We start from the raw sequence: 20,294 nt of genomic DNA on the forward strand, positions 1-20,294 counted from the left end.
CAACCAGTTGAGCGGATTCGCGTTTAAACTCTGCGCTGAAATTTCTTTTTTTCATTGGAGCACCTGTGTTGTTCTGAGGTGAGCATATCACCTCTGTTCAGGTGGCCAAATTTAGTGTGCCACTACATACACCCATCGGAATATGCCGCACGCCGATAGAGTCGCTTTCCTGCGGATCGGTGTACAAGTTAAACACCGACGATCCGGCCGTTTGCATTATCGTACCGGTGAATCCACCCTGATACCCGCTCTGTGTATACGCGTATGGTTGCTGAATGAGAACATGATATTTGAACTCATCCATACGTACAGCGGCGAGTTTGCCGTTGAGGAAGTAGTGTTCAGCCTTGCGGTTAGACTGACCGTTTGTTCCGAGGAAGAAAGAGGTCTGGTCTACGCCATCGATAAAGGTCGTTTTCGGCACTAAATTCGCCACTTTCGCTCCAGGATGCCCTGCCAGATCCAGCGAGGTTGGGAAGAGATCGGCCAGATCGACAATACCGTCGGATTTACGCGGTTGGATCATGCCTTTCCAGTACACGAAGGTGGGTACGCGAACGCCGCCTTCCCAGGTAGAACCTTTCGCGCCACGGAACGGTGTGCGACCGTGCGGTGGCACTTCGGCTTCCGGATCGTTATCGGAGGTAAAGACAATCAGCGTGTTATCAAGCTGACCATTTTTCTCCAGTGCTTTATAGAGATTAGCGAACACATCGTTCATTTCTACCATGCAGTCGCCGTAAGAGGTGCGTGCCGGAGAACTACCGGCATATTTGGCATTCGGTAGTTATCGAAGTGGCAGCCGCGCGTACCGTAATACAAGAAGAATGGTTTATCGCTCTTCGCCATTTTGTCGAGGAACTTAACGCCATATTCCATCCAGCGTTGATCAAGATCTTCCATATACTTCGGCGTAATATCGGCAATGGCTTGCTGCTCACCGCCGCGCACCGCATGAACGTCATCTTTGCTGAACGGTAATTGCTTGATGTACTCAGAACGGTCCGGACTCAGGGCGACTTCCGGATTGACGTGAACATCGCGCCATTCGGTATACATATCAGACACCGAGTTAAAGCCGCGGAAATCATCAAAGCCGACGTTCTGTGGCTGCGACTCTTTGTTTTCTCCCATATGCCATTTACCGATGGCCTGAGTGACGTAACCTTGATCATGCAATAATTGCGGCAGGGTAGTTAACCCTTGCAGACCACCTGGTTGTCCGTACATCGGCGGCATCAAAATGCCGTGGTGGATAGAATACTGTCCGGTGAGAATCGTCGCGCGGGTTGGTGAAGAACTGGGTTGAGAATACGCGGAGGTTAAAATCAGCCCCTGGCTGGCAACGGCGTCAATATCTGGTGTTGGGTTACCCACCGCCACACCGCCACCATTAAAGCCAACATCCATCCAGCCCACGTCATCCAGCAAGAAAATAACCACATTCGGTTTCTTACCTGTTTTTTTCTCTAATTCTGCCAGCTTCTGCTGAGTTTCTTTATCCTGCGCCGGATGCTGCATTACCGGCATCATATTATCGGCAATGGTGGTTGCCGGTTTAACCAGGTATTGATTTGGGTGATCGTAACCAGCAAATCCTTTGCGTGCGGTGGCGGTTGACGGGGTATCTGCAGCGCTGGCCATTAATGGAAGAGCGGCAGCGACAGCGACAACAAGAAGCTTGGGTGAGAACGAAAATTCCATGCAAAATGCTCCGATTTAATGTCATCAAAATGATGGCGTAGTTAAGCATTGATAATTGAGGTCCCTCTCCCTGACAGGATGATTTCATAAATAATGATGATGAAAATAAATTATCTATTTATCTTAAGAATAAATTGAAATATCAGGAGAGCGTTTTCAATCCTACCCCCCGTGCATGCGATATGTAAGGCGTGTTTATTATATCGCGTTGATTATTGATGCTGTTTTTAGTTTTGTTTGTAATTAATATGCGTGTCATTAATTGCTTATATTTAATCATTCATATCACATATAAAAAAGCATCAGGTTAAGGGAAGGATTTACTCGGTAATTTATTAAATATGAAGAAAAAAGGGTTACAGATTTTTCTCATAACAAGTATTAGGGGATGTTATTACCCCATCCTCTGTGGCATAATAACTGAGTAGATGCTCATTCCATCTCTTATGTTCGCCTTAGTGCCTCATAAACTCAGGAATGACGCAGAGCCGTTTACGGTGCTTATCGTCCACTGACAGATGTCGCTTTTGCCTCATCAGACACCATGGACACAACGTTGAGTGAAGCACCCACTTGTTGTCATACAGACCTGTTTTAACGCCTGCTCCGTAATAAGAGCAGGCGTTTTTTTATCTATTCAGGAAAGGCCCGGAGGCTCTGCGCCTCCAGGTGAGAAAGGATTACTGCGGTGGGTTGTTCTGTAACGTCAGCATCAAACCGTCGCGGCGCATTGCAGCGGCTTCTTCCGGCTTGTGCAGTCTGTCCAGCACGTCAGCAAGCCATGCATAATCGTAGGCATCCGGGCGTTGTTTCAGCGCCGCGCGGAAGGCGAGAGATGCTTCCTGCCATTCGCCATGCTTCATCAGCGACTGACCCAATGTGCTCCACAACAGCGGGCGATCGCCCACGTTTTTAATCTGCTGGCGCAGCACCTTTTCCAGTTGTTCTGGATTATTGGTTTTCAGGCGTGGGATTGGTAGCAGCAGGCGATCGTCATACTGGCGTTTCAGGCCGTCGATGATAATTTGCTGGGCGGTGTCATGATCGTCACACTCAATAAGATGTTCTGCCATTGCCACCTGCAACGCCACCTGATGACGCGTTTTCCGGCTTTGATTTTTCCACCAGTTTCGCAAACCTTCACTACCGTCATCAGCACGAGCCTGATCCATCAGGCCAATCCATGCCTGTTGTTCCAGCATTGCGCGATGTTCTTCATCACCAACGTGAGCTTTTGCCATTGACGGGATGATGTCCAGCAGCGAACTCCACGCACCGGTGCGGATATAAGCTTGTTCCGCCAGACGCAGCACTTCAGGATGGCGTGGCGTGACTTCCAGCAACTTATCTACGCCGTGGCGTGCAGCATGATTTTCATTGCGTGCCAGTTGCAGGCGCACGCGGGCAATTTCTACCGGAATGGTGTCATTGCCTGCAAGTTCTGCTGCGCGTTCCAGATGCTGATTGGCGCGCGCTTCATCGCCGCGTTGTTGTGCGGCTTCAGCAGCCAGCAGGTAGTTCACTACCGGTTGTTCAGCGTGATCGGCATTTTTCGCCATCAGCTTTTCAACCTGCTGGTAATCACCTTCCGCCAGTTTCAGCAGCGCCTGTTCGGTCTGCTTACGTGCGCGGCGGCGTTTACGCCCGACAAACCAACCGCGGGTGTGCGCGCCGGTGCGGAAAATCCGTCGCAGTAGCCACTCGATAGCAAACAGCACCACCATTGCCAGTATAAAAATGATCGCCAGACCCGTGACGCTGGTTTCGATATTGTAGTTGTCGGTTTGAATCAGTACGTAACCCTGATGCCCGGCAATCATCGGACCAACCACGATCCCCGCAATAAGCAGAACAAAGAGTAACAACACTTTTAGCATGGTTATTCTCCTTGCGGCGCGGCTGCCGGAGTATCAGCTTGCGGTGCAGGTGCAGATTTAGCTTCCGTTGCTGGTGCTACAGGCTGTGCCAACAGATTACGCACGCGGGTTTGCATCAGCTTTTCCAGCATTGCCTGGCTTTGCAGGGTTTCCGGGAGATCCATCGAAATATTCTGCTGACTTAGCTGATCCACTTCGTCGAGAAACGCTTTGGTAGTGGCATCGTCAGTGTCGTAATAAGCACGTACCCAGGTAGAGACGTTTTCCAGCGCCTGGCGGTAGGTTTCTTCCTGATGACGCGGTACAGCTTGTGCTGCGACCAGCAGACGGGAACGAATATTTTCGCGCAGGTAGATATCTTGATTCGGCGCTAACAGGGGTACGGCGGTGTCATCACGACGCCGAATCGTAATGAAGTTATCCATAAAGTTCTGCCAGCTCTTTTGCAGATTGATACGCCATTCGCTGATGGAGCTGGAAAGCTCTTCACCATTGGAATCCATTGGTGAACCGTCACTGTCATTGTCGGCCAGACGCAGGTTATCTACCTGATTAGAAAGTTGATTCAACTTGAGGATGATACCGTCATAATCGACCTGTGATACCGCAGAAAGGCTGGCGATGTCATCGGTAATTGCCCGGCGAACGGTAATAAGACTTGGGTCATTCATATCGGCCAGGCTGGCATCTGCGCTTTTCAGTAGCGCAGCGGCGGTGGTGACGTCCTGATCGCTCCACAGCTTACGTCCGGCGAGCTTCACCAGAAAATCTGCCTGCGCCAGCAGCCAGGTTTTAGCATCGCTTCCGGAAATGGTGGCGACCTTTTGTTGAACTTCATCCAGTTGTTTTGCTAACGCTTCTTGCTGACGGTTTGCCTGCTCTAACTGCGTAGCCTGTTGTTTGATGATACCTTCCAGTTCTGCTTTTTGGCTCTCCTGGGCTTTTTGTAGCGCAGTGAGCTGGTTAGCGAGGACATCGCTGGTGGCCGTCTGATTGACGGCCTGTTGTTTACCCCAGCCATACAAACCGACACCTGCAGCCAGAGCAATAGCGATAGCCACCGCACTTAAAATCAGAGCAGTACTGTTATTACTCTTTTTTTCTACTGTGACAGATTGTGGCGTGGTGTCCACGGCCTCCCTGGTCTCTTCAACCACGGCGGAGGTTTTTTCTTGTTCCGTCATTATGGCTTCCTGTTATGAGAGTTATTGTAATGCCCGTAAAAGCGCATCGTTGTCAGCGTTATCAGCGACCTGAATGTCTTGCCAACCCAGTTCCCGGGCGAGTTTCGCCAGACGCTCGCTGACGACCAGTAGTCGACAGCGTAGTAACCAGTGCTCACGATACCATCGTGGAATCAGCGACCAGAGCTGTTGCAACATTTCACCGCTGGTAACAACGACCGTTGTCACTTCGCGGGACTGCCAGCGCATCGCTTCTTCTGCACCATCGTAATGAATGGCGCATCGTTGATAACATTCGCAAAAAGTAACTTCAGCCTCGCGTGCCGTCAGGGTTTCCCCAATCAGCTCACGACCGCCGTTGCCACGTAAAATTAGCGCACGTTTTCCCGCAATATTTTGTAATTCAGGTAATTGTAGCAAGACTTCACTGATTTCCCGATCATGCGGATAACGAACTTCATGTCCGCTCACGGTATGCAGCGCCAGCGCCGTGGTACGGCCAATAGCGAAATAAGTGGGTAGGGTGGGCCACTTAAGACCTTGCTGATGTAGCTGTGACTGGGCAAAAGCAACGGCATGTTGCGAAAGGGCAAACAACAGATCGCCTTCGCTCAGCTCCGCCAGCCGGTCGGCAAGTTGTGGCAATTGCCGACCAGGGGAAAACTCAATCAGCGGAAAATGCCAGGCCACCTGCCCCAGTGTGCGCAGACGGCTCACTAACTCTTCTCCAGCGGGAGACGGGCGGGTGACCAGGATACTCATGCCGGAGCGTCTCCGTTATAGACTTCAGCAAGGATTTCACGTGCGCCGTTATTCAATAGCTCTTCTGCCAGCGAAATGCCCATTTGCCCGGCATCTTGCGGCGCACCACGGCGTTCACCGCGAATAATCTGCGAACCGTCCGGTGCGCCGACCAGTGCACGCAGCCAGATTTCGCCATCAATAAGTTCGGCGTAGCTACCAATCGGCACCTGGCAACCGCCTTCAAGACGGGTATTCATGGCGCGTTCGGCGGTGACGCGCAGTGCAGTTTCGTGGTGATTGAGCGCGGCAAGAAGCTCGCGGGTGCGCGTATCATCAAGGCGGCATTCAATGCCCACCGCACCTTGTCCTACAGCCGGAAGAGAAACTTCTGGCGGCAGCGCGGCGCGAATGCGTGACTCCAGCCCTAAACGTTTTAAGCCAGCCACGGCAAGAATAATGGCATCGTATTCGCCATTATCCAGTTTACTCAGACGAGTACCGACATTGCCGCGCAGAGAACGGATAATGAGATCCGGACGGCGTTCAGCCAGTTGGCACTGACGGCGTAAGCTGGAAGTTCCGACGATGCTGCCCGCAGGTAACGCATCCAGACTGTCATAGTTATTGGAGACAAAGGCATCGCGAGGATCTTCACGCTCGCAAATGGTGACCAGCCCCAGACCTTGCGGAAATTCAACCGGCACATCTTTCATTGAATGTACGGCGATATCGGCACGGTTTTCCAGGAGCGCGACTTCCAGCTCTTTCACAAATAAGCCTTTCCCGCCTACCTTCGCCAGCGGCGTATCAAGAATCACATCGCCGCGCGTCACCATCGGCACCAGTTCAACCACCAGCCCTGGATGGCTCGCCATCAACTTGTCTTTGACATAATGTGCCTGCCAGAGTGCAAGTGGGCTTTGGCGTGTGGCAATTCTTAAAACATTGTCTAACATGCTTGTTACCGTCATTATCATCCATGGTCCATCCTAACATCCTTGCCGGAGCGATGTCAGTGTTGTGGTGAAACGTAGATGCCTGAGCAAAACGTAAAATATAGCCAGGCGGTGGATCCTGACAGGCGCTTCAAGCCGTCGTAATAAGGAATTTACAGAGAATAAACAGTGCTACACTTGTATGTAGCGCATCTTTCTTTACGGTCAACCAGCAAGGTGTTAAATTGATCACGTTTTAGACCATTTTTTCGTCGTGAAACTAAAAAAACCAGGCGCGGAAAGTGGTACGGTTACCTTTGACATACGAAATATCCCGAATGCCGCGTGTTTCCGTTGATGTTGCCGGAATCACAGACATGACGGGTAGCAAATCAGGCGATACGTCTTGTACCTCTATATTGAGACTCTGAAACAGAGACTGGATGCCATAAATCAATTGCGCGTGGATCGCGCGCTTGCTGCTATGGGGCCTGCATTCCAACAGGTCTACAGTCTGCTGCCGACATTGTTGCACTATCACCATCCGCTAATGCCGGGTTACCTTGATGGTAACGTTCCCAAGGGCATTTGCCTTTATACGCCTGATGAAACCCAACGCCACTACCTGAACGAACTGGAACTGTATCGTGGAATGTCAGTACAGGATCCGCCAAAAGGCGAGCTTCCAATTACTGGCGTATACACAATGGGCAGCACCTCGTCCATAGGGCAAAGTTGTTCCTCTGATCTGGATATCTGGGTCTGCCATCAATCGTGGCTGGATAGCGAAGAGCGTCAGTTACTGCAACGTAAATGCAGCTTGCTGGAAAGCTGGGCCGCCTCATTGGGGGTGGAAGTTAGCTTCTTCCTGATTGATGAAAACCGTTTCCGCCACAACGAAAGTGGCAGTCTGGGGGGCGAAGATTGTGGCTCCACCCAGCATATACTGCTACTTGATGAATTTTACCGTACCGCCGTGCGTCTCGCCGGTAAGCGTATTCTGTGGAATATGGTGCCGTGCGACGAAGAAGAGCATTACGATGATTATGTAATGACGCTTTACGCGCAGGGCGTACTGACGCCAAATGAATGGCTGGATCTCGGTGGTTTAAGCTCGCTTTCTGCTGAAGAGTACTTCGGTGCCAGCCTTTGGCAGCTCTACAAAAGTATCGACTCCCCGTACAAAGCGGTGCTGAAAACACTGCTGCTGGAAGCCTATTCCTGGGAATACCCTAATCCACGCCTGCTGGCGAAAGATATCAAACAGCGTTTGCACGACGGCGAGATAGTGTCATTTGGCCTCGATCCGTACTGCATGATGCTGGAGCGCGTTACCGAATATTTGACGGCGATTGAAGATTTCACCCGTCTGGATTTGGTGCGCCGCTGCTTTTATTTAAAAGTGTGCGAAAAATTAAGCCGCGAACGCGCCTGCGTGGGCTGGCGTCGTGAAGTGTTAAGCCAACTGGTGAAAGAGTGGAGTTGGGACGAATCTCGCCTGACGATGCTGGATAACCGCGCTAACTGGAAGATTGATCAGGTGCGTGAAGCGCACAACGAACTGCTCGATGCGATGATGCAGAGTTACCGTAATCTGATCCGCTTTGCGCGTCGCAATAACCTTAGCGTTTCTGCCAGCCCGCAGGATATCGGTGTGCTTACGCGTAAACTGTACGCTGCGTTTGAAGCATTACCGGGGAAAGTGACGCTGGTAAACCCGCAGATTTCACCGGATCTTTCCGAGCCAAATCTGACCTTTATTTATGTACCGCCGGGGCGTGCTAATCGCTCTGGCTGGTATTTGTATAACCGTGCGCCGACAATTGAGTCGATCATCAGCCATCAACCGCTGGAATATAACCGTTACCTGAACAAATTGGTGGCGTGGGCATGGTTTAACGGACTGCTGACCTCGCGCACCCGTTTGTACATTAAAGGCAACGGCATTGTCGATCTGCCTAAGCTGCAAGAGATGGTGGCTGATGTGTCGCACCATTTCCCGTTGCGCTTACCTGCGCCGACACCGAAAGCGCTCTACAGTCCTTGTGAGATCCGCCATCTGGCGATTATCGTCAACCTGGAATATGACCCGACGACAGCGTTTCGTAATCAGGTAGTACATTTCGATTTCCGTAAGCTGGACGTCTTCAGCTTTGGCGAAGAGCAAAAATGTCTGGTGGGTAGTGTTGACCTGCTGTATCGCAACTCATGGAATGAAGTGCGCACGCTGCATTTCAACGGCGAGCAGTCGATGATTGAAGCCCTGAAAACCATCCTCGGCAAAATGCATCAGGACGCTGCACCCCCTGATAGCGTGGAAGTGTTCTGTTATAGCCAGCATTTGCGTGGATTAATCCGTACTCGCGTGCAGCAACTGGTTTCTGAGTGCATTGAACTGCGTCTTTCCAGCACCCGCCAGGAAACCGGGCGCTTTAAAGCGTTGCGCGTTTCTGGCCAGACCTGGGGTTTGTTCTTCGAACGCCTGAATGTATCGGTACAGAAACTGGAAAATGCCATCGAGTTTTATGGCGCGATCTCGCATAACAAACTGCATGGTTTGTCAGTGCAGGTTGAGACTAATCACGTTAAATTACCGGCGGTGGTGGACGGCTTCGCCAGCGAAGGGATCATCCAGTTCTTCTTCGAAGAAACACACGATGAGAACGGCTTTAATATCTACATTCTCGACGAAAGTAACCGCGTTGAGGTGTATCATCACTGCGAGGGTAGCAAAGAGGAGTTGGTGCGTGATGTCAGTCGCTTCTACTCGTCATCGCACGATCGTTTCACTTACGGCTCCAGTTTCATCAACTTTAACCTGCCGCAGTTTTACCAGATTGTGAAGGTCGATGGTCGCGAACAGGTCATTCCGTTCCGTACCAAATCTATTGGCAACATGCCGCCAGCCAATCAGGACAACGATACGCCGCTGTTACAGCAGTATTTTTCGTGATGAGCGTGCCGGATAATTCAATTTCCGCCTCTGACTTCACGCTGATTTCATTTTCCCTCACTAAAGTTGCTCCCTGAAATTACATCAGGGAGAGGACATTATGCACAGTGACTGGGGAATGACGAGCCTGTCTATTATTTGGGGTGTCATAGAGGCGCTGCTCAGCGTCATCTTTATGTTTAGTTACCCAATATTTCGTAAGTTATGGGCGGGTTGTTTGTTATCGCTCGTAGCGAGTGGAGTAAGTATTCTGGTATGGCGAGAGTCTTATTATGAACGATGGGGTGATGGCGGTAAGTACGGTGTTGAGTGCCCCGACGTGCTGATTTCCTGTGATAACTACCACGTTTTGTATGAATTGAGTTGGTGGTTATATGGAGCAGGTTTTCTTTTTTTTATAGTGGCTCTTGTTGGGGGGGATTTTCGCGGTGGCGAGTGGTTATTCCAGATGGCGAAGCTGATGTATAGCGGCAAACTCCCTATATGATCCGCTAAATGCGCTTTTCACCCAACTCTATAATTTTGCAGGATTTGTAGGCCGGATAAGGCGTTTACGCCGCATCCGGCAAAGAATTTTAGCGGAAGCTCACCGCTTCTCCTGCCTGCTGCGTCGCGGCCTGTTCCAGCAAATCCCAGAAGGTTTCGCCGCTACGGTCGCAAATCCACTCATCGCCTTTCAGGTCAAAATGGTAGCCGCCCTGTTTGGTTGCCAGCCACACCTGGTGCAGCGGTTCCTGGCGGTTGATAATGATTTTGCTGCCGTTTTCAAAGGTAATGGTCAGCACGCCGCCGTTGATTTCGCAGTCGATATCGCTGTCGCCATCCCAGTCGTCCAGGCGTTCTTCAATGGTCAGCCACAGTTGATCTGCCAGGCGATGAAATTCACTGTCGTTCATTGTTGTATCCTGTTTTTAAGTGATGGCGGCAGTATAAGTTGTTTCGTCTAACAGTGAAATCAACATGGTTCGGCTATAAAACTTAACCTTCATACCTCGTCCCATTCCAACGCAAGATTGTATCCTCGTCGCATAACAGGTCGTGTAGGCCATGATTCTTTTCTTTCATCAGGCTAATTTTGCTACAAAAATAATCAATGTTAATTCTGGAGTTATCTGGGGTCATAATACTGCAAGCCATAGTTGGTGCGTCACTCGCGGTATATCCACAATCATCTTTCCCGCAGGCAGCGGGAGGCGTGGAAGGTGAATACGTGCAGTTAAGCGTTTCGGAAATGCCATCATCATTAATGTCGAGGGGACGGCTAATCTCATCGCTGTCAGTGCTTAATGTCGTTGCATCCAGGATGACGTTTAGTTTTTGTATCTTGCTTGTGGCCGCGTAATTGAAGCTGCTTGCGGCCATTATGCTTAGAGCTATGCCAATCCGTAAGGCTATTTTTTGCATCCTGGTTCCTCTGTAATAATCATAATGTCGTTGTTATGAATTTCACGGACATTCTCTTCTCTGACGCGTGTTTTCGCCGGGCAGGGGGAGGGTGTAATCCTTACCTCTGTATCGGTCCATGTATAAACATTGCGATCGTCATAAGCAAAGCGATCGTTTTTAGTTAGCGAACCGTTAACTGGAATAATTTGCACGCTTTTTGACCGTAATTGGCGGATAAAATAAGCATGTTGTTTGCCGCTATTAAATGAGCGATCAATGACCAGGTCTGGCGTATCCAGCGGGATTATCTCAAGCTGGTCTTCACCAAATGTCGATAATTTTGTTACATACAGCCGATCTTTATACTGCGCAATATTGCCAGTAATCAGATGAAATTGTTCAGGTTCAATACCTGGTAGGTCTATCCACTGGCTCCACTGACGGTCGGGCGTGAGCTGTTTACGCCAGCGAACGCGACTTTCCCCTACTTCAAAAGAGACGTCATCATCTACGGGTATTGCCTTGCCTGATAATTGACCAAAGGGATAACGATGCAAACCATTGTTGTCGCGAAAAACCAGCAGTGAATGAGGTATCCAGCGAATTATCTCAAATGAGTCTGCATTCGCTGCAAGGCGAACACCATTTAAATAAATGTTCTGCCCACTGCGGATAAGCAGATCATTGGAATACATTTCTCTGTTTACACCCATAAGACGTGGATTAATACCCCACCATCTTTTTTCTAATACAGTAACATCACTGCTGCTTCCCTGACGTCGACCAGACAAATAGAGATTTTTACTATCCACCAACGTGGTAGTGTTACCTTCGATAGATTTTAGCGTCGCCAGATCAACACGTGACGCGCCGCTATTACTTTCGGTGCGTTGTCCGTCAAAATAGAGGCTATATTTATCGACCGCAAAGCGGCCCATAGCCTGAAAGCTGGCAATATCGACAGTAGGTGTTCCCGGTGGGTTGCTAACAATTTTGCCACGCCAGAGAATAACGCGGCCATCTGTCACCCAGTGGTATTCCTCATTTTCTATGCTTATTTCATCGGAAGGTATATAACCCGTCTCCCCGGATATATTTTTCACAAGGCGCAAATCGGCCCTGTTCATCTCCGGAAATTGGGCAATGATTTTCTTATCCTCCCAATTACCTTTACCGTAAGACATGACACCGTGATCATTGTAATAGTCGAACCCTATGGCCTGTACGGCAGGTGTCAGAAATACGTGCCCCAACAGGATGAGTGCAAGTGTGATTATTTGACTATTCATTTTGTCGCCTCATTGCGCGGGGCAGGAATAAATTCGCCGTCATCGGTAATTTTTCCGTCCAGATATCCCGTTTTGTAATCTACGCCATAGCCATATCCCGAATGTTGTTCCTTCCAGATTAAGCGAACTTGTTTCGGATCAGCGGTGCGGTATCGCCAGAGCTGCGCGCCATCAAAGCTGTAAACGTAGCGGTTATCGCGGGCATACCATCTGCGTAAAAAGGGATGGTCATTAAGATGGGCTTCGCGTTCATCCGGAGAGCGGTTATCCAGTAAGATCAGCGGTCCGTCAGATTCAAACACGTGTAAACTGGAATGGTTTGGCCACCCTTCGGCACGCGTAAGTAAATAGCCGTGGCGCTTCCCGGCGTTGAAACGTTTGTTGATAATAAGATTGGGATCATCAAGTTTCACGATCTCCAGCTTGCGGTCACCAGACTCTGTTTCGATGATGGTATAAAGCGAGTCCTGATACTGGGCGACAGCATCACTGATGGGGTGGAACTGTTCAGGATCGAGTCCGGGTAATTCTTCCTGTTTACAAGCAGGCCCTTTACGCCAGAACACTTTCTTTTCCAGCAGAGAAAAATCCAGACAGTGCTTTGTTAAATCCTCATACCAGGCCAGATTTTCCTTGTCGAGGACCTTACGCTGCAGCCCGTTTTTATCACGCCAGGTCAAGAGTGAGCCGGGCATCCAGCGCACGACGGAAAAGGTGTCCGGGTCGGCATCCAGTTGTTCGCCGTTGATCAGGATTTTGGTCCGTGTTCGGGCAAGGGTATCCCAGGGGCCAAATGGGGCAGGAAGGCAGGGATTGAATGCTGTAGAGAATTTACCGCGCTGATCCCATGACTTTTGTGCCAGTACCGTAAAGGTGTTGGGATCATCAAGGCGCTGACCATTTGCGTAAAGATAGTGCTTGTCACGGAGAATCAAACCTAGCCAGTCTGGTTTCCATTGCGGGTTAAATTCTACCTGACGCAACGTTCGGCGGTTTAGTTGCTGGTTGCTATCGGTGCGTTTGCCTTCGTAATAGAGGCTGTACTTATCTGCGGCAAAATCCCCCCATGCCTGAAATGACGAGATATCGACTGGCGGCGTGCCTGGAGGGTTTTGCACCACCTCACCAGCGTAGAGAATAGCGCGACCATCGCTATAGTAAGAGTAATGGGGAAATGTTGCGTTTACGCCGCTGTAGACAACGTCTGTCGTGAGATCGGTTGCCGGGGGCACCGTTTCCCAATCTTCCAGTTTTGTTGGGTCAATTAACAAATTCGGTAACAGATGCAGACGCTTGTAGTTAATCTGCGGTAGCGAAAGATTGGTCTTTTCATAAGGGCGCAGGTACACCACGCCTTTTCCCTGTTTCTGGTAAATATTATGTTCCGGCTCATCAAGCCGACATCCCCATGCTGACGATAAGAACAACGAACAAGACAACAAACAAACCACATTGCGATAGTGCATAAAGCCATCCTGGCGCGAGGTGTCGATCACGAAACTATCAGCAAAACATAAATCCCCACGTGTAAGCGTTATACTCGCAGCAATTCCTCACTTTTCAGACTTCATAAAGAGTCGCTAAACGCTTGCTTTTACGTCTTCTCCTGCGATGATAGAAAGCAGAAAGCGATGAACTTTACAGGCAATCCATAATGAAAAACGTGTTTAAGGCACTCACTGTATTACTGACTCTTTTCAGCCTGACGGGCTGCGGTCTGAAAGGTCCGCTCTATTTCCCGCCCGCAGATAAAAACGCGCCACCGCCGACCAAACCGGTAGATACGCAAACGCAATCCACGTTGCCGGATAAAAACGACCGCGCCACTGGCGATGGCCCATCTCAGGTGAATTACTAAAAGTCAGTTTCTGTACCCGCGTGAATGGAGTAGATAATGCAGTTCTCGAAAATGCATGGCCTTGGCAACGATTTTATGGTCGTCGACGCGGTAACGCAGAATGTCTTTTTTTCACCGGATCTGATTCGTCGTCTGGCGGATCGGCACCTGGGTGTGGGTTTTGATCAGCTATTGGTGGTCGAGCCGCCTTACGATCCAGAACTCGATTTCCACTATCGTATTTTTAATGCTGACGGTAGTGAAGTGGCGCAGTGCGGCAACGGCGCACGCTGCTTTGCCCGCTTTGTACGCCTGAAAGGGCTGACCAATAAGCGCGATATTCGCGTTAGCACCGCCAATGGTCGGATGGTGCTGACCGTCACCGATGATGATCTGGTGCGGGTAAATATGGGCGAACCAAATTTCGAACCTTCCGCCGTGCCGTTTCGCGCCAACAAAGCGGAAAAGACCTATATTATGCGCGCCGCCGAGCAGACAATCTTATGCGGCGTGGTGTCAATGGGTAATCCACACTGCGTGATTCAGGTCGATGATGTCGATACTGCGGCGGTAGAAACACTAGGCCCTGTTCTGGAAAACCACGAACGCTTCCCGGAACGTGCCAATATCGGTTTTATGCAAGTGGTTAAGCGCGAGCATATTCGTTTACGAGTCTATGAACGTGGGGCAGGAGAAACTCAGGCCTGTGGCAGCGGCGCGTGTGCGGCAGTAGCGGTAGGGATTCAGCAAGGTTTGCTGGCCGAAGAAGTACGTGTGGAACTCCCTGGCGGTCGCCTTGATATCGCCTGGAAAGGTCCGGGTCATCCGTTATATATGACGGGTCCGGCAGTACATGTTTACGACGGATTTATTCATCTATGAAGCAACCAGGGGAAGAACTACAGGAAACACTCACGGAGCTTGATGACCGAGCGGTTGTCGATTATCTGATTAAAAATCCTGAGTTTTTTATCCGCAATGCGCACGCAGTAGAGGCAATTCGGGTGCCGCATCCGGTACGTGGCACCGTTTCGCTCGTCGAATGGCATATGGCCCGCGCGCGTAACCATATTCATGTTCTGGAAGAGAATATGGCGCTGTTGATGGAACAGGCTACCGCCAACGAAGGCCTGTTTTATCGCTTACTTTATCTGCAGCGCACTCTCACTGCTGCCAGCAGTCTCGACGATATGCTAATGCGCTTTCACCGTTGGGCACGCGATCTCGGTCTGGCGGGCGCGAGTCTGCGTCTGTTCCCGGATCGCTGGCGTTTAGGCGCGCCGTCGAACTATACCTATCTGGCATTGAGTCGTCAGGCTTTTGAACCACTGCGTATTCAGCGTCTGGGGCAGGAACAGCATTATCTGGGGCCGCTTAACGGGCCTGAACTGCTGGTGGTGCTGCCGGAAGCGAAAGCGGTGGGATCAGTAGCGATGTCGATGTTGGGAAGTGATGCTGATTTAGGTGTAGTACTGTTCACCAGCCGGGATGCCAGTCACTATCAACAAGGGCAAGGAACGCAGTTACTCCATGAAATTGCGCTGATGATGCCGGAGCTTCTGGAGCGTTGGATTGAACGCGTATGATCGATTTACATACCGATGTGGAACGCTATCTACGCTATCTGAGCGTGGAGCGTCAACTTAGCCCGATAACTCTGCTTAACTACCGACGCCAGCTTGAGGCGATCATCAATTTTGCCAGTGAAAACGACCTGCAAAGCTGGCAACAATGTGATGTGACGATGGTGCGTAATTTTGCTGTACGCAGTCGTCGTAAAGGGCTGGGAGCAGCAAGCCTCGCATTACGCCTCTCTGCGCTACGTAGCTTTTTTGACTGGCTGGTCAGCCAGAACGAACTCAAAGCCAACCCGGCGAAAGGTGTTTCGGCACCGAAAGCGGCACGCCATCTGCCAAAAAATATCGATGTCGATGATATGAATCGGCTGCTGGATATCGATATCAATGATCCCCTCGCCGTGCGCGACCGGGCAATGCTGGAAGTGATGTACGGTGCAGGTCTGCGTCTTTCCGAACTGGTGGGGCTGGACATCAAACACCTCGACCTGGAGTCCGGTGAAGTATGGGTGATGGGTAAAGGCAGCAAAGAACGTCGTTTGCCGATTGGTCGCAACGCGGTGGCGTGGATTGAGCACTGGCTTGATTTGCGTGACCTGTTTGGTTGCGAAGACGATGCGCTTTTCCTGTCGAAACAGGGGAAACGCATATCCGCGCGTAATGTGCAAAAACGCTTTGCCGAATGGGGCATAAAACAAGGGCTGAATAATCACGTTCACCCGCATAAATTACGTCACTCGTTCGCCACGCATATGCTGGAGTCGAGCGGCGATCTTCGTGGTGTGCAGGAGCTGCTGGGCCATGCCAACCTCTCCACCACGCAAATCTATACTCATCTTGATTTTCAACACCTTGCCTCGGTGTACGATGCGGCGCATCCACGCGCTAAACGGGGGAAATAATGCGTTTTTACCGGCCTTTGGGGCGCATCTCGGCGCTCACTTTTGACCTGGATGATACCCTTTACGATAACCGTCCGGTGATCCAACGTACCGAGCAAGAAGCACTTATCTTTGTGCAAAATTATCATCCGGCGCTGCGTAGCTTCCAGAATGAAGATCTGCAACGTCTGCGCCAGGCGGTACGGGAAGCGGAACCAGAGATTTATCATGATGTGACGCGCTGGCGTTTTCGTTCTATCGAACAAGCCATGCTCGACGCCGGGCTGAGTGCCGAAGAGGCCAGTGCAGGCGCACACGCGGCGATGATCAACTTTGCTAAATGGCGCAGCCGTATTGATGTGCCGCAGCAAACTCACGACACCTTAAAACAACTGGCGAAGAAATGGCCGCTGGTGGCGATCACCAACGGTAACGCCCAGCCTGAATTGTTTGGCCTGGGCGATTACTTTGAGTTCGTGCTGCGTGCTGGCCCGCACGGGCGCTCGAAACCGTTCAGCGATATGTACTTTCTGGCGGCAGAAAAACTCAATGTGCCGATCGGTGAGATCCTGCATGTTGGCGATGATCTCACCACCGACGTTGGTGGGGCAATTCGCAGCGGAATGCAGGCGTGCTGGATCAAACCGGAAAATGGCGATCTGATGCAAACCTGGGACAGCCGTTTACTGCCGCATCTGGAAATTTCCCGGTTGGCATCTCTGACCTCGCTGATATAATCAGCAACTCTGTATATATACCCAGCTTTTTGGCGGAGGGCGTTGCGCTTCTCCGCCCCAACATTTTTACGCGGCGGTGCCAATGGACGTTTCTTACCTGCTCGAAAGCCTTAATGACAAACAGCGCGAAGCGGTGGCCGCGCCACGCAGCAATCTTCTGGTGCTGGCGGGCGCGGGCAGTGGTAAGACGCGCGTTCTGGTGCATCGTATTGCGTGGCTGATGAGCGTGGAAAACTGCTCGCCGTACTCGATTATGGCGGTGACGTTTACCAACAAAGCGGCGGCGGAAATGCGCCATCGCATCGGGCAATTGATGGGCACCAGCCAGGGCGGCATGTGGGTTGGCACCTTCCACGGGCTGGCGCACCGCCTGCTGCGTGCGCACCATATGGACGCTAACCTACCGCAGGATTTCCAGATCCTCGATAGCGAAGACCAACTGCGCCTGCTCAAGCGTTTGATCAAAGCGATGAACCTCGACGAGAAGCAGTGGCCGCCGCGCCAGGCAATGTGGTACATCAACAGCCAGAAAGATGAAGGCCTGCGGCCGCATCATATTCAGAGCTACGGTAACCCGGTAGAGCAAACCTGGCAGAAGGTTTATCAGGCGTATCAGGAAGCGTGTGACCGCGCGGGCCTGGTGGACTTCGCTGAACTGCTGCTGCGCGCCCACGAACTGTGGCTTAACAAGCCGCATATCCTTCAGCACTACCGCGAACGTTTTACCAATATCCTTGTGGACGAATTCCAGGATACCAACAACATTCAGTACGCGTGGATCCGCCTGCTGGCGGGTGATACCGGCAAAGTGATGATCGTCGGTGATGATGACCAGTCAATTTATGGCTGGCGCGGTGCGCAGGTCGAGAATATTCAGCGTTTCCTCAATGATTTCCCTGGTGCCGAAACTATTCGCCTGGAGCAGAACTATCGCTCCACCAGTAACATTCTGAGCGCCGCCAACGCCCTGATTGAAAACAACAATGGACGCTTAGGTAAAAAATTGTGGACCGATGGCGCGGACGGTGAGCCGATTTCCCTTTATTGTGCCTTTAACGAACTCGATGAAGCGCGTTTTGTGGTTAACCGCATCAAAACCTGGCAGGACAATGGCGGGGCGCTCGCTGAGTGCGCCATTCTCTACCGTAGCAACGCCCAGTCGCGTGTGCTGGAAGAGGCCTTATTGCAGGCCAGTATGCCGTACCGTATTTATGGCGGTATGCGCTTCTTCGAACGCCAGGAAATCAAAGATGCGCTCTCGTATCTGCGCCTGATTGCCAACCGTAACGATGACGCGGCATTTGAGCGCGTGGTGAATACGCCAACGCGGGGTATTGGTGATCGGACGCTGGACGTAGTTCGCCAGACATCGCGCGATCGCCAGCTAACTCTCTGGCAGGCGTGTCGTGAACTGTTACAGGAAAAAGCCCTCGCTGGGCGCGCTGCCAGCGCCTTGCAACGGTTTATGGAACTGATTGACGCCTTAGCGCAAGAAACTGCCGATATGCCGCTGCATGTACAGACTGACCGGGTAATTAAAGACTCTGGCCTGCGTACCATGTATGAACAGGAGAAAGGCGAAAAAGGCCAGACGCGTATTGAAAACTTAGAGGAACTGGTGACAGCAACGCGCCAGTTCAGCTACAACGAAGAAGATGAAGATTTAATGCCGCTGCAGGCTTTCCTCTCGCATGCGGCACTGGAAGCGGGTGAAGGGCAGGCGGATACCTGGCAGGATGCGGTGCAGTTGATGACTTTGCACTCAGCGAAAGGGCTGGAGTTCCCGCAGGTATTTATCGTCGGTATGGAAGAGGGAATGTTCCCCAGCCAGATGTCGCTGGATGAAGGTGGGCGTCTGGAAGAAGAACGTCGTCTGGCCTACGTTGGGGTAACCCGTGCGATGCAGAAACTGACGCTGACCTATGCGGAAACTCGCCGTCTGTATGGCAAAGAGGTTTACCATCGCCCGTCGCGCTTTATTGGTGAGCTGCCGGAAGAATGTGTGGAAGAGGTGCGATTACGCGCTACGGTGAGTCGTCCGGTCAGTCATCAGCGTATGGGTACGCCACTGGCTGAGAACGACAGCGGTTACAAACTCGGCCAGCGTGTGCGCCATGCCAAGTTTGGTGAAGGGACTATCGTCAATATGGAAGGCAGCGGCGAGCATAGCCGCCTGCAGGTGGCGTTCCAGGGCCAGGGTATTAAATGGCTGGTGGCGGCTTACGCCCGGCTGGAGACGGTGTAATTTACGATTCCGTTGCCGGATGCGGTGCTGCGCACCTTATCCGGCCTACAAAATCATGCAGATTCAATAAATTGCAACGTCATGTAGGCCGGATAAGGCGTTTACGCCGCATCCGGCATCTGCACCATATTCAGTATCTGACATAAAACTATCGTTCTAACTTTTCCGCTCGACGGAAATCATGGTGACGAAGGGATAACGTTGCCAGGGGATCGTGCCGCCTTTCACATACATATGTGAGATAGTGCCATCAAGATAAAGCAACTGCCCGACATCCAGTTTCGCTTTGGCATAGCAGGCAAAATCATAAAAGTTTGTCGCCTGCTGACTGAGCAAAAATACTGCGTTACCTTGTTTATTAATCCCTACACCGTTACGGATTTTGCGCGACGCGACGTTGGGGTGAATACGCGAATTTATCACGCCATTCTCCAGCAACATCGGCCCCGACTGCACCGCAAACTGAATATCTTTACTGGCTTTAAATGCCTGCAGCGGAACGATAGCGGCTTTATCTCCCGCAACATAAAACACGCCGCCAGGACGAATAAAGAAATTACCTTCCCCCGAGGTGAGATTTAACGCTACCTTCTGTTGACCGTTTTCGATGTACAAACCGAGAGGCGCATAACCTTCATCATAAATACCTCCGTTCATCACCATCTGCACTTGCCCCAGGCTGTCAACATCAGCCAGCAGCGCATGAAATGTTCCCCACGCTTCGCCATTAGTTTTTTGCCAGTACATTTTCACCCGTTCTGTCTGGGGATTGACGGTATACGCTTGTACGGTCAGCGTCGGATCGGAGAGCGTGCAGTCATCAGCGGCAACAGCAAACAAGGGGAGTAAGGTGAGAGTGAGAAAAATCCGTTTGAGATTCAAGGTGATCATTCCTTTACCAATGAGTAGTCAATGCGCCATTATAGGTTCTGGATGTGGGATTTT

The 20,294-nt window shown here is 51.1% G+C and carries 17 protein-coding genes and 1 pseudogene; 8 read left to right on the forward strand and 10 right to left on the reverse strand.

Annotation, left to right across the window (positions count from 1 at the left end):
* Positions 1-127 precede the first annotated feature (127 nt).
* The 5 genes and pseudogenes from aslA to hemC form a co-directional block, all read right to left on the reverse strand.
* A pseudogene (gene aslA, locus C7B16_RS16185) lies at positions 128-1,704 on the reverse strand (arylsulfatase AslA); the annotation flags it as partial.
* A 680-nt stretch (positions 1,705-2,384) separates the two neighbouring features.
* Positions 2,385-3,581, reverse strand: coding sequence for a protoheme IX biogenesis protein HemY (gene hemY / locus C7B16_RS16190; RefSeq protein ID WP_000921776.1), 1,197 nt, complete (start codon positions 3,579-3,581; stop codon positions 2,385-2,387).
* A gap of 2 nt (positions 3,582-3,583) precedes the next feature.
* Complete coding sequence (gene hemX / locus C7B16_RS16195; RefSeq protein ID WP_107179904.1) at positions 3,584-4,765, reverse strand: uroporphyrinogen-III C-methyltransferase; 1,182 nt, start codon at positions 4,763-4,765, stop codon at positions 3,584-3,586.
* A 21-nt stretch (positions 4,766-4,786) separates the two neighbouring features.
* On the reverse strand, positions 4,787-5,527 hold the full coding sequence (gene hemD / locus C7B16_RS16200) for a uroporphyrinogen-III synthase (protein WP_000026081.1): 741 nt from the start codon (positions 5,525-5,527) through the stop codon (positions 4,787-4,789).
* A complete protein-coding gene (gene hemC / locus C7B16_RS16205) occupies positions 5,524-6,465 on the reverse strand; it encodes a hydroxymethylbilane synthase (RefSeq protein WP_010377386.1) in 942 nt (313 codons plus the stop codon). Before hemC ends, hemD begins: the two co-directional genes overlap by 4 nt.
* Before the next feature lie 385 nt (positions 6,466-6,850).
* Between hemC and cyaA the strand changes: the two genes are divergently transcribed.
* A complete protein-coding gene (gene cyaA, locus C7B16_RS16215) occupies positions 6,851-9,397 on the forward strand; it encodes a class I adenylate cyclase (RefSeq protein WP_001517390.1) in 2,547 nt (848 codons plus the stop codon).
* 100 nt (positions 9,398-9,497) lie between these two features.
* The gene (locus C7B16_RS16220; protein WP_236942248.1) at positions 9,498-9,884 is read left to right on the forward strand and encodes a hypothetical protein; all 387 of its coding nucleotides are present in this window, start codon (positions 9,498-9,500) and stop codon (positions 9,882-9,884) included.
* Between the two features lie 88 nt (positions 9,885-9,972).
* Here the strand turns inward: C7B16_RS16220 and cyaY are convergent, their stop codons facing one another.
* The 4 genes from cyaY to C7B16_RS16240 all read right to left on the reverse strand — a co-directional run bounded on the left by cyaY (position 9,973) and on the right by C7B16_RS16240 (position 13,538).
* Positions 9,973-10,293: an iron donor protein CyaY gene (cyaY, locus tag C7B16_RS16225; RefSeq protein ID WP_001517388.1), complete on the reverse strand. Its 321-nt coding sequence runs from the start codon at positions 10,291-10,293 to the stop codon at positions 9,973-9,975.
* A gap of 82 nt (positions 10,294-10,375) precedes the next feature.
* Positions 10,376-10,801: a hypothetical protein gene (locus tag C7B16_RS16230; protein WP_001517387.1), complete on the reverse strand. Its 426-nt coding sequence runs from the start codon at positions 10,799-10,801 to the stop codon at positions 10,376-10,378.
* Entirely contained in the window at positions 10,789-12,072 is a 1,284-nt protein-coding gene (locus C7B16_RS16235; RefSeq protein WP_107179905.1) for a DKNYY family protein, read from the reverse strand. Before C7B16_RS16235 ends, C7B16_RS16230 begins: the two co-directional genes overlap by 13 nt.
* Positions 12,069-13,538, reverse strand: coding sequence for a hypothetical protein (locus tag C7B16_RS16240; RefSeq protein WP_016262693.1), 1,470 nt, complete (start codon positions 13,536-13,538; stop codon positions 12,069-12,071). Before C7B16_RS16240 ends, C7B16_RS16235 begins: the two co-directional genes overlap by 4 nt.
* Positions 13,539-13,726: 188 nt before the next feature.
* Between C7B16_RS16240 and lptM the strand changes: the two genes are divergently transcribed.
* The 6 genes from lptM to uvrD all read left to right on the forward strand — a co-directional run bounded on the left by lptM (position 13,727) and on the right by uvrD (position 19,349).
* On the forward strand, positions 13,727-13,930 hold the full coding sequence (gene lptM, locus C7B16_RS16245; RefSeq protein WP_000799886.1) for an LPS translocon maturation chaperone LptM: 204 nt from the start codon (positions 13,727-13,729) through the stop codon (positions 13,928-13,930).
* A 36-nt stretch (positions 13,931-13,966) separates the two neighbouring features.
* Positions 13,967-14,791 carry a diaminopimelate epimerase gene (gene dapF / locus C7B16_RS16250; RefSeq protein ID WP_001160644.1) on the forward strand — a complete coding sequence of 275 codons (825 nt, stop codon included), beginning with the start codon at positions 13,967-13,969 and terminating at the stop codon, positions 14,789-14,791.
* The gene (locus C7B16_RS16255; protein WP_001517383.1) at positions 14,788-15,495 is read left to right on the forward strand and encodes a DUF484 domain-containing protein; all 708 of its coding nucleotides are present in this window, start codon (positions 14,788-14,790) and stop codon (positions 15,493-15,495) included. Before dapF ends, C7B16_RS16255 begins: the two co-directional genes overlap by 4 nt.
* Positions 15,492-16,388, forward strand: a complete 897-nt coding sequence (gene xerC, locus C7B16_RS16260) for a tyrosine recombinase XerC (RefSeq protein WP_000566225.1) — start codon at positions 15,492-15,494, stop codon at positions 16,386-16,388. The genes C7B16_RS16255 and xerC overlap by 4 nt, the downstream gene beginning before the upstream one ends.
* Complete coding sequence (gene yigB, locus C7B16_RS16265) at positions 16,388-17,104, forward strand: 5-amino-6-(5-phospho-D-ribitylamino)uracil phosphatase YigB (protein WP_001213593.1); 717 nt, start codon at positions 16,388-16,390, stop codon at positions 17,102-17,104. The genes xerC and yigB overlap by 1 nt, the downstream gene beginning before the upstream one ends.
* 82 nt (positions 17,105-17,186) lie before the next feature.
* Complete coding sequence (gene uvrD, locus C7B16_RS16270) at positions 17,187-19,349, forward strand: DNA helicase II (RefSeq protein ID WP_001517382.1); 2,163 nt, start codon at positions 17,187-17,189, stop codon at positions 19,347-19,349.
* A 156-nt stretch (positions 19,350-19,505) separates the two neighbouring features.
* Here the strand turns inward: uvrD and C7B16_RS16275 are convergent, their stop codons facing one another.
* Complete coding sequence (locus C7B16_RS16275) at positions 19,506-20,240, reverse strand: phosphodiester glycosidase family protein (RefSeq protein WP_228929139.1); 735 nt, start codon at positions 20,238-20,240, stop codon at positions 19,506-19,508.
* Between the last annotated feature and the right edge of the window lie 54 nt (positions 20,241-20,294).

It is taken from the genome of Escherichia sp. 20412-1 (assembly GCF_003027595.1).
Taxonomy (GTDB): domain Bacteria; phylum Pseudomonadota; class Gammaproteobacteria; order Enterobacterales; family Enterobacteriaceae; genus Escherichia; species Escherichia marmotae.

Excerpts from the sequence above, each read along its gene's own strand:
- hemY (WP_000921776.1), bottom strand. The coding sequence starts at position 3,581 with ATGCTAAAAGTGTTGTTACTCTTTGTTCTGCTTATTGCGGGGATCGTG.
- hemX (WP_107179904.1), bottom strand. The coding sequence starts at position 4,765 with ATGACGGAACAAGAAAAAACCTCCGCCGTGGTTGAAGAGACCAGGGAG.
- hemD (WP_000026081.1), bottom strand. The coding sequence starts at position 5,527 with ATGAGTATCCTGGTCACCCGCCCGTCTCCCGCTGGAGAAGAGTTAGTG.
- hemC (WP_010377386.1), bottom strand. The coding sequence starts at position 6,465 with ATGTTAGACAATGTTTTAAGAATTGCCACACGCCAAAGCCCACTTGCA.
- C7B16_RS16220 (WP_236942248.1), top strand. The coding sequence starts at position 9,498 with ATGCACAGTGACTGGGGAATGACGAGCCTGTCTATTATTTGGGGTGTC.
- cyaY (WP_001517388.1), bottom strand. The coding sequence starts at position 10,293 with ATGAACGACAGTGAATTTCATCGCCTGGCAGATCAACTGTGGCTGACC.
- C7B16_RS16230 (WP_001517387.1), bottom strand. The coding sequence starts at position 10,801 with ATGCAAAAAATAGCCTTACGGATTGGCATAGCTCTAAGCATAATGGCC.
- C7B16_RS16235 (WP_107179905.1), bottom strand. The coding sequence starts at position 12,072 with ATGAATAGTCAAATAATCACACTTGCACTCATCCTGTTGGGGCACGTA.
- C7B16_RS16240 (WP_016262693.1), bottom strand. The coding sequence starts at position 13,538 with ATGCACTATCGCAATGTGGTTTGTTTGTTGTCTTGTTCGTTGTTCTTA.
- lptM (WP_000799886.1), top strand. The coding sequence starts at position 13,727 with ATGAAAAACGTGTTTAAGGCACTCACTGTATTACTGACTCTTTTCAGC.
- dapF (WP_001160644.1), top strand. The coding sequence starts at position 13,967 with ATGCAGTTCTCGAAAATGCATGGCCTTGGCAACGATTTTATGGTCGTC.
- C7B16_RS16255 (WP_001517383.1), top strand. The coding sequence starts at position 14,788 with ATGAAGCAACCAGGGGAAGAACTACAGGAAACACTCACGGAGCTTGAT.
- xerC (WP_000566225.1), top strand. The coding sequence starts at position 15,492 with ATGATCGATTTACATACCGATGTGGAACGCTATCTACGCTATCTGAGC.
- yigB (WP_001213593.1), top strand. The coding sequence starts at position 16,388 with ATGCGTTTTTACCGGCCTTTGGGGCGCATCTCGGCGCTCACTTTTGAC.
- uvrD (WP_001517382.1), top strand. The coding sequence starts at position 17,187 with ATGGACGTTTCTTACCTGCTCGAAAGCCTTAATGACAAACAGCGCGAA.
- C7B16_RS16275 (WP_228929139.1), bottom strand. The coding sequence starts at position 20,240 with ATGATCACCTTGAATCTCAAACGGATTTTTCTCACTCTCACCTTACTC.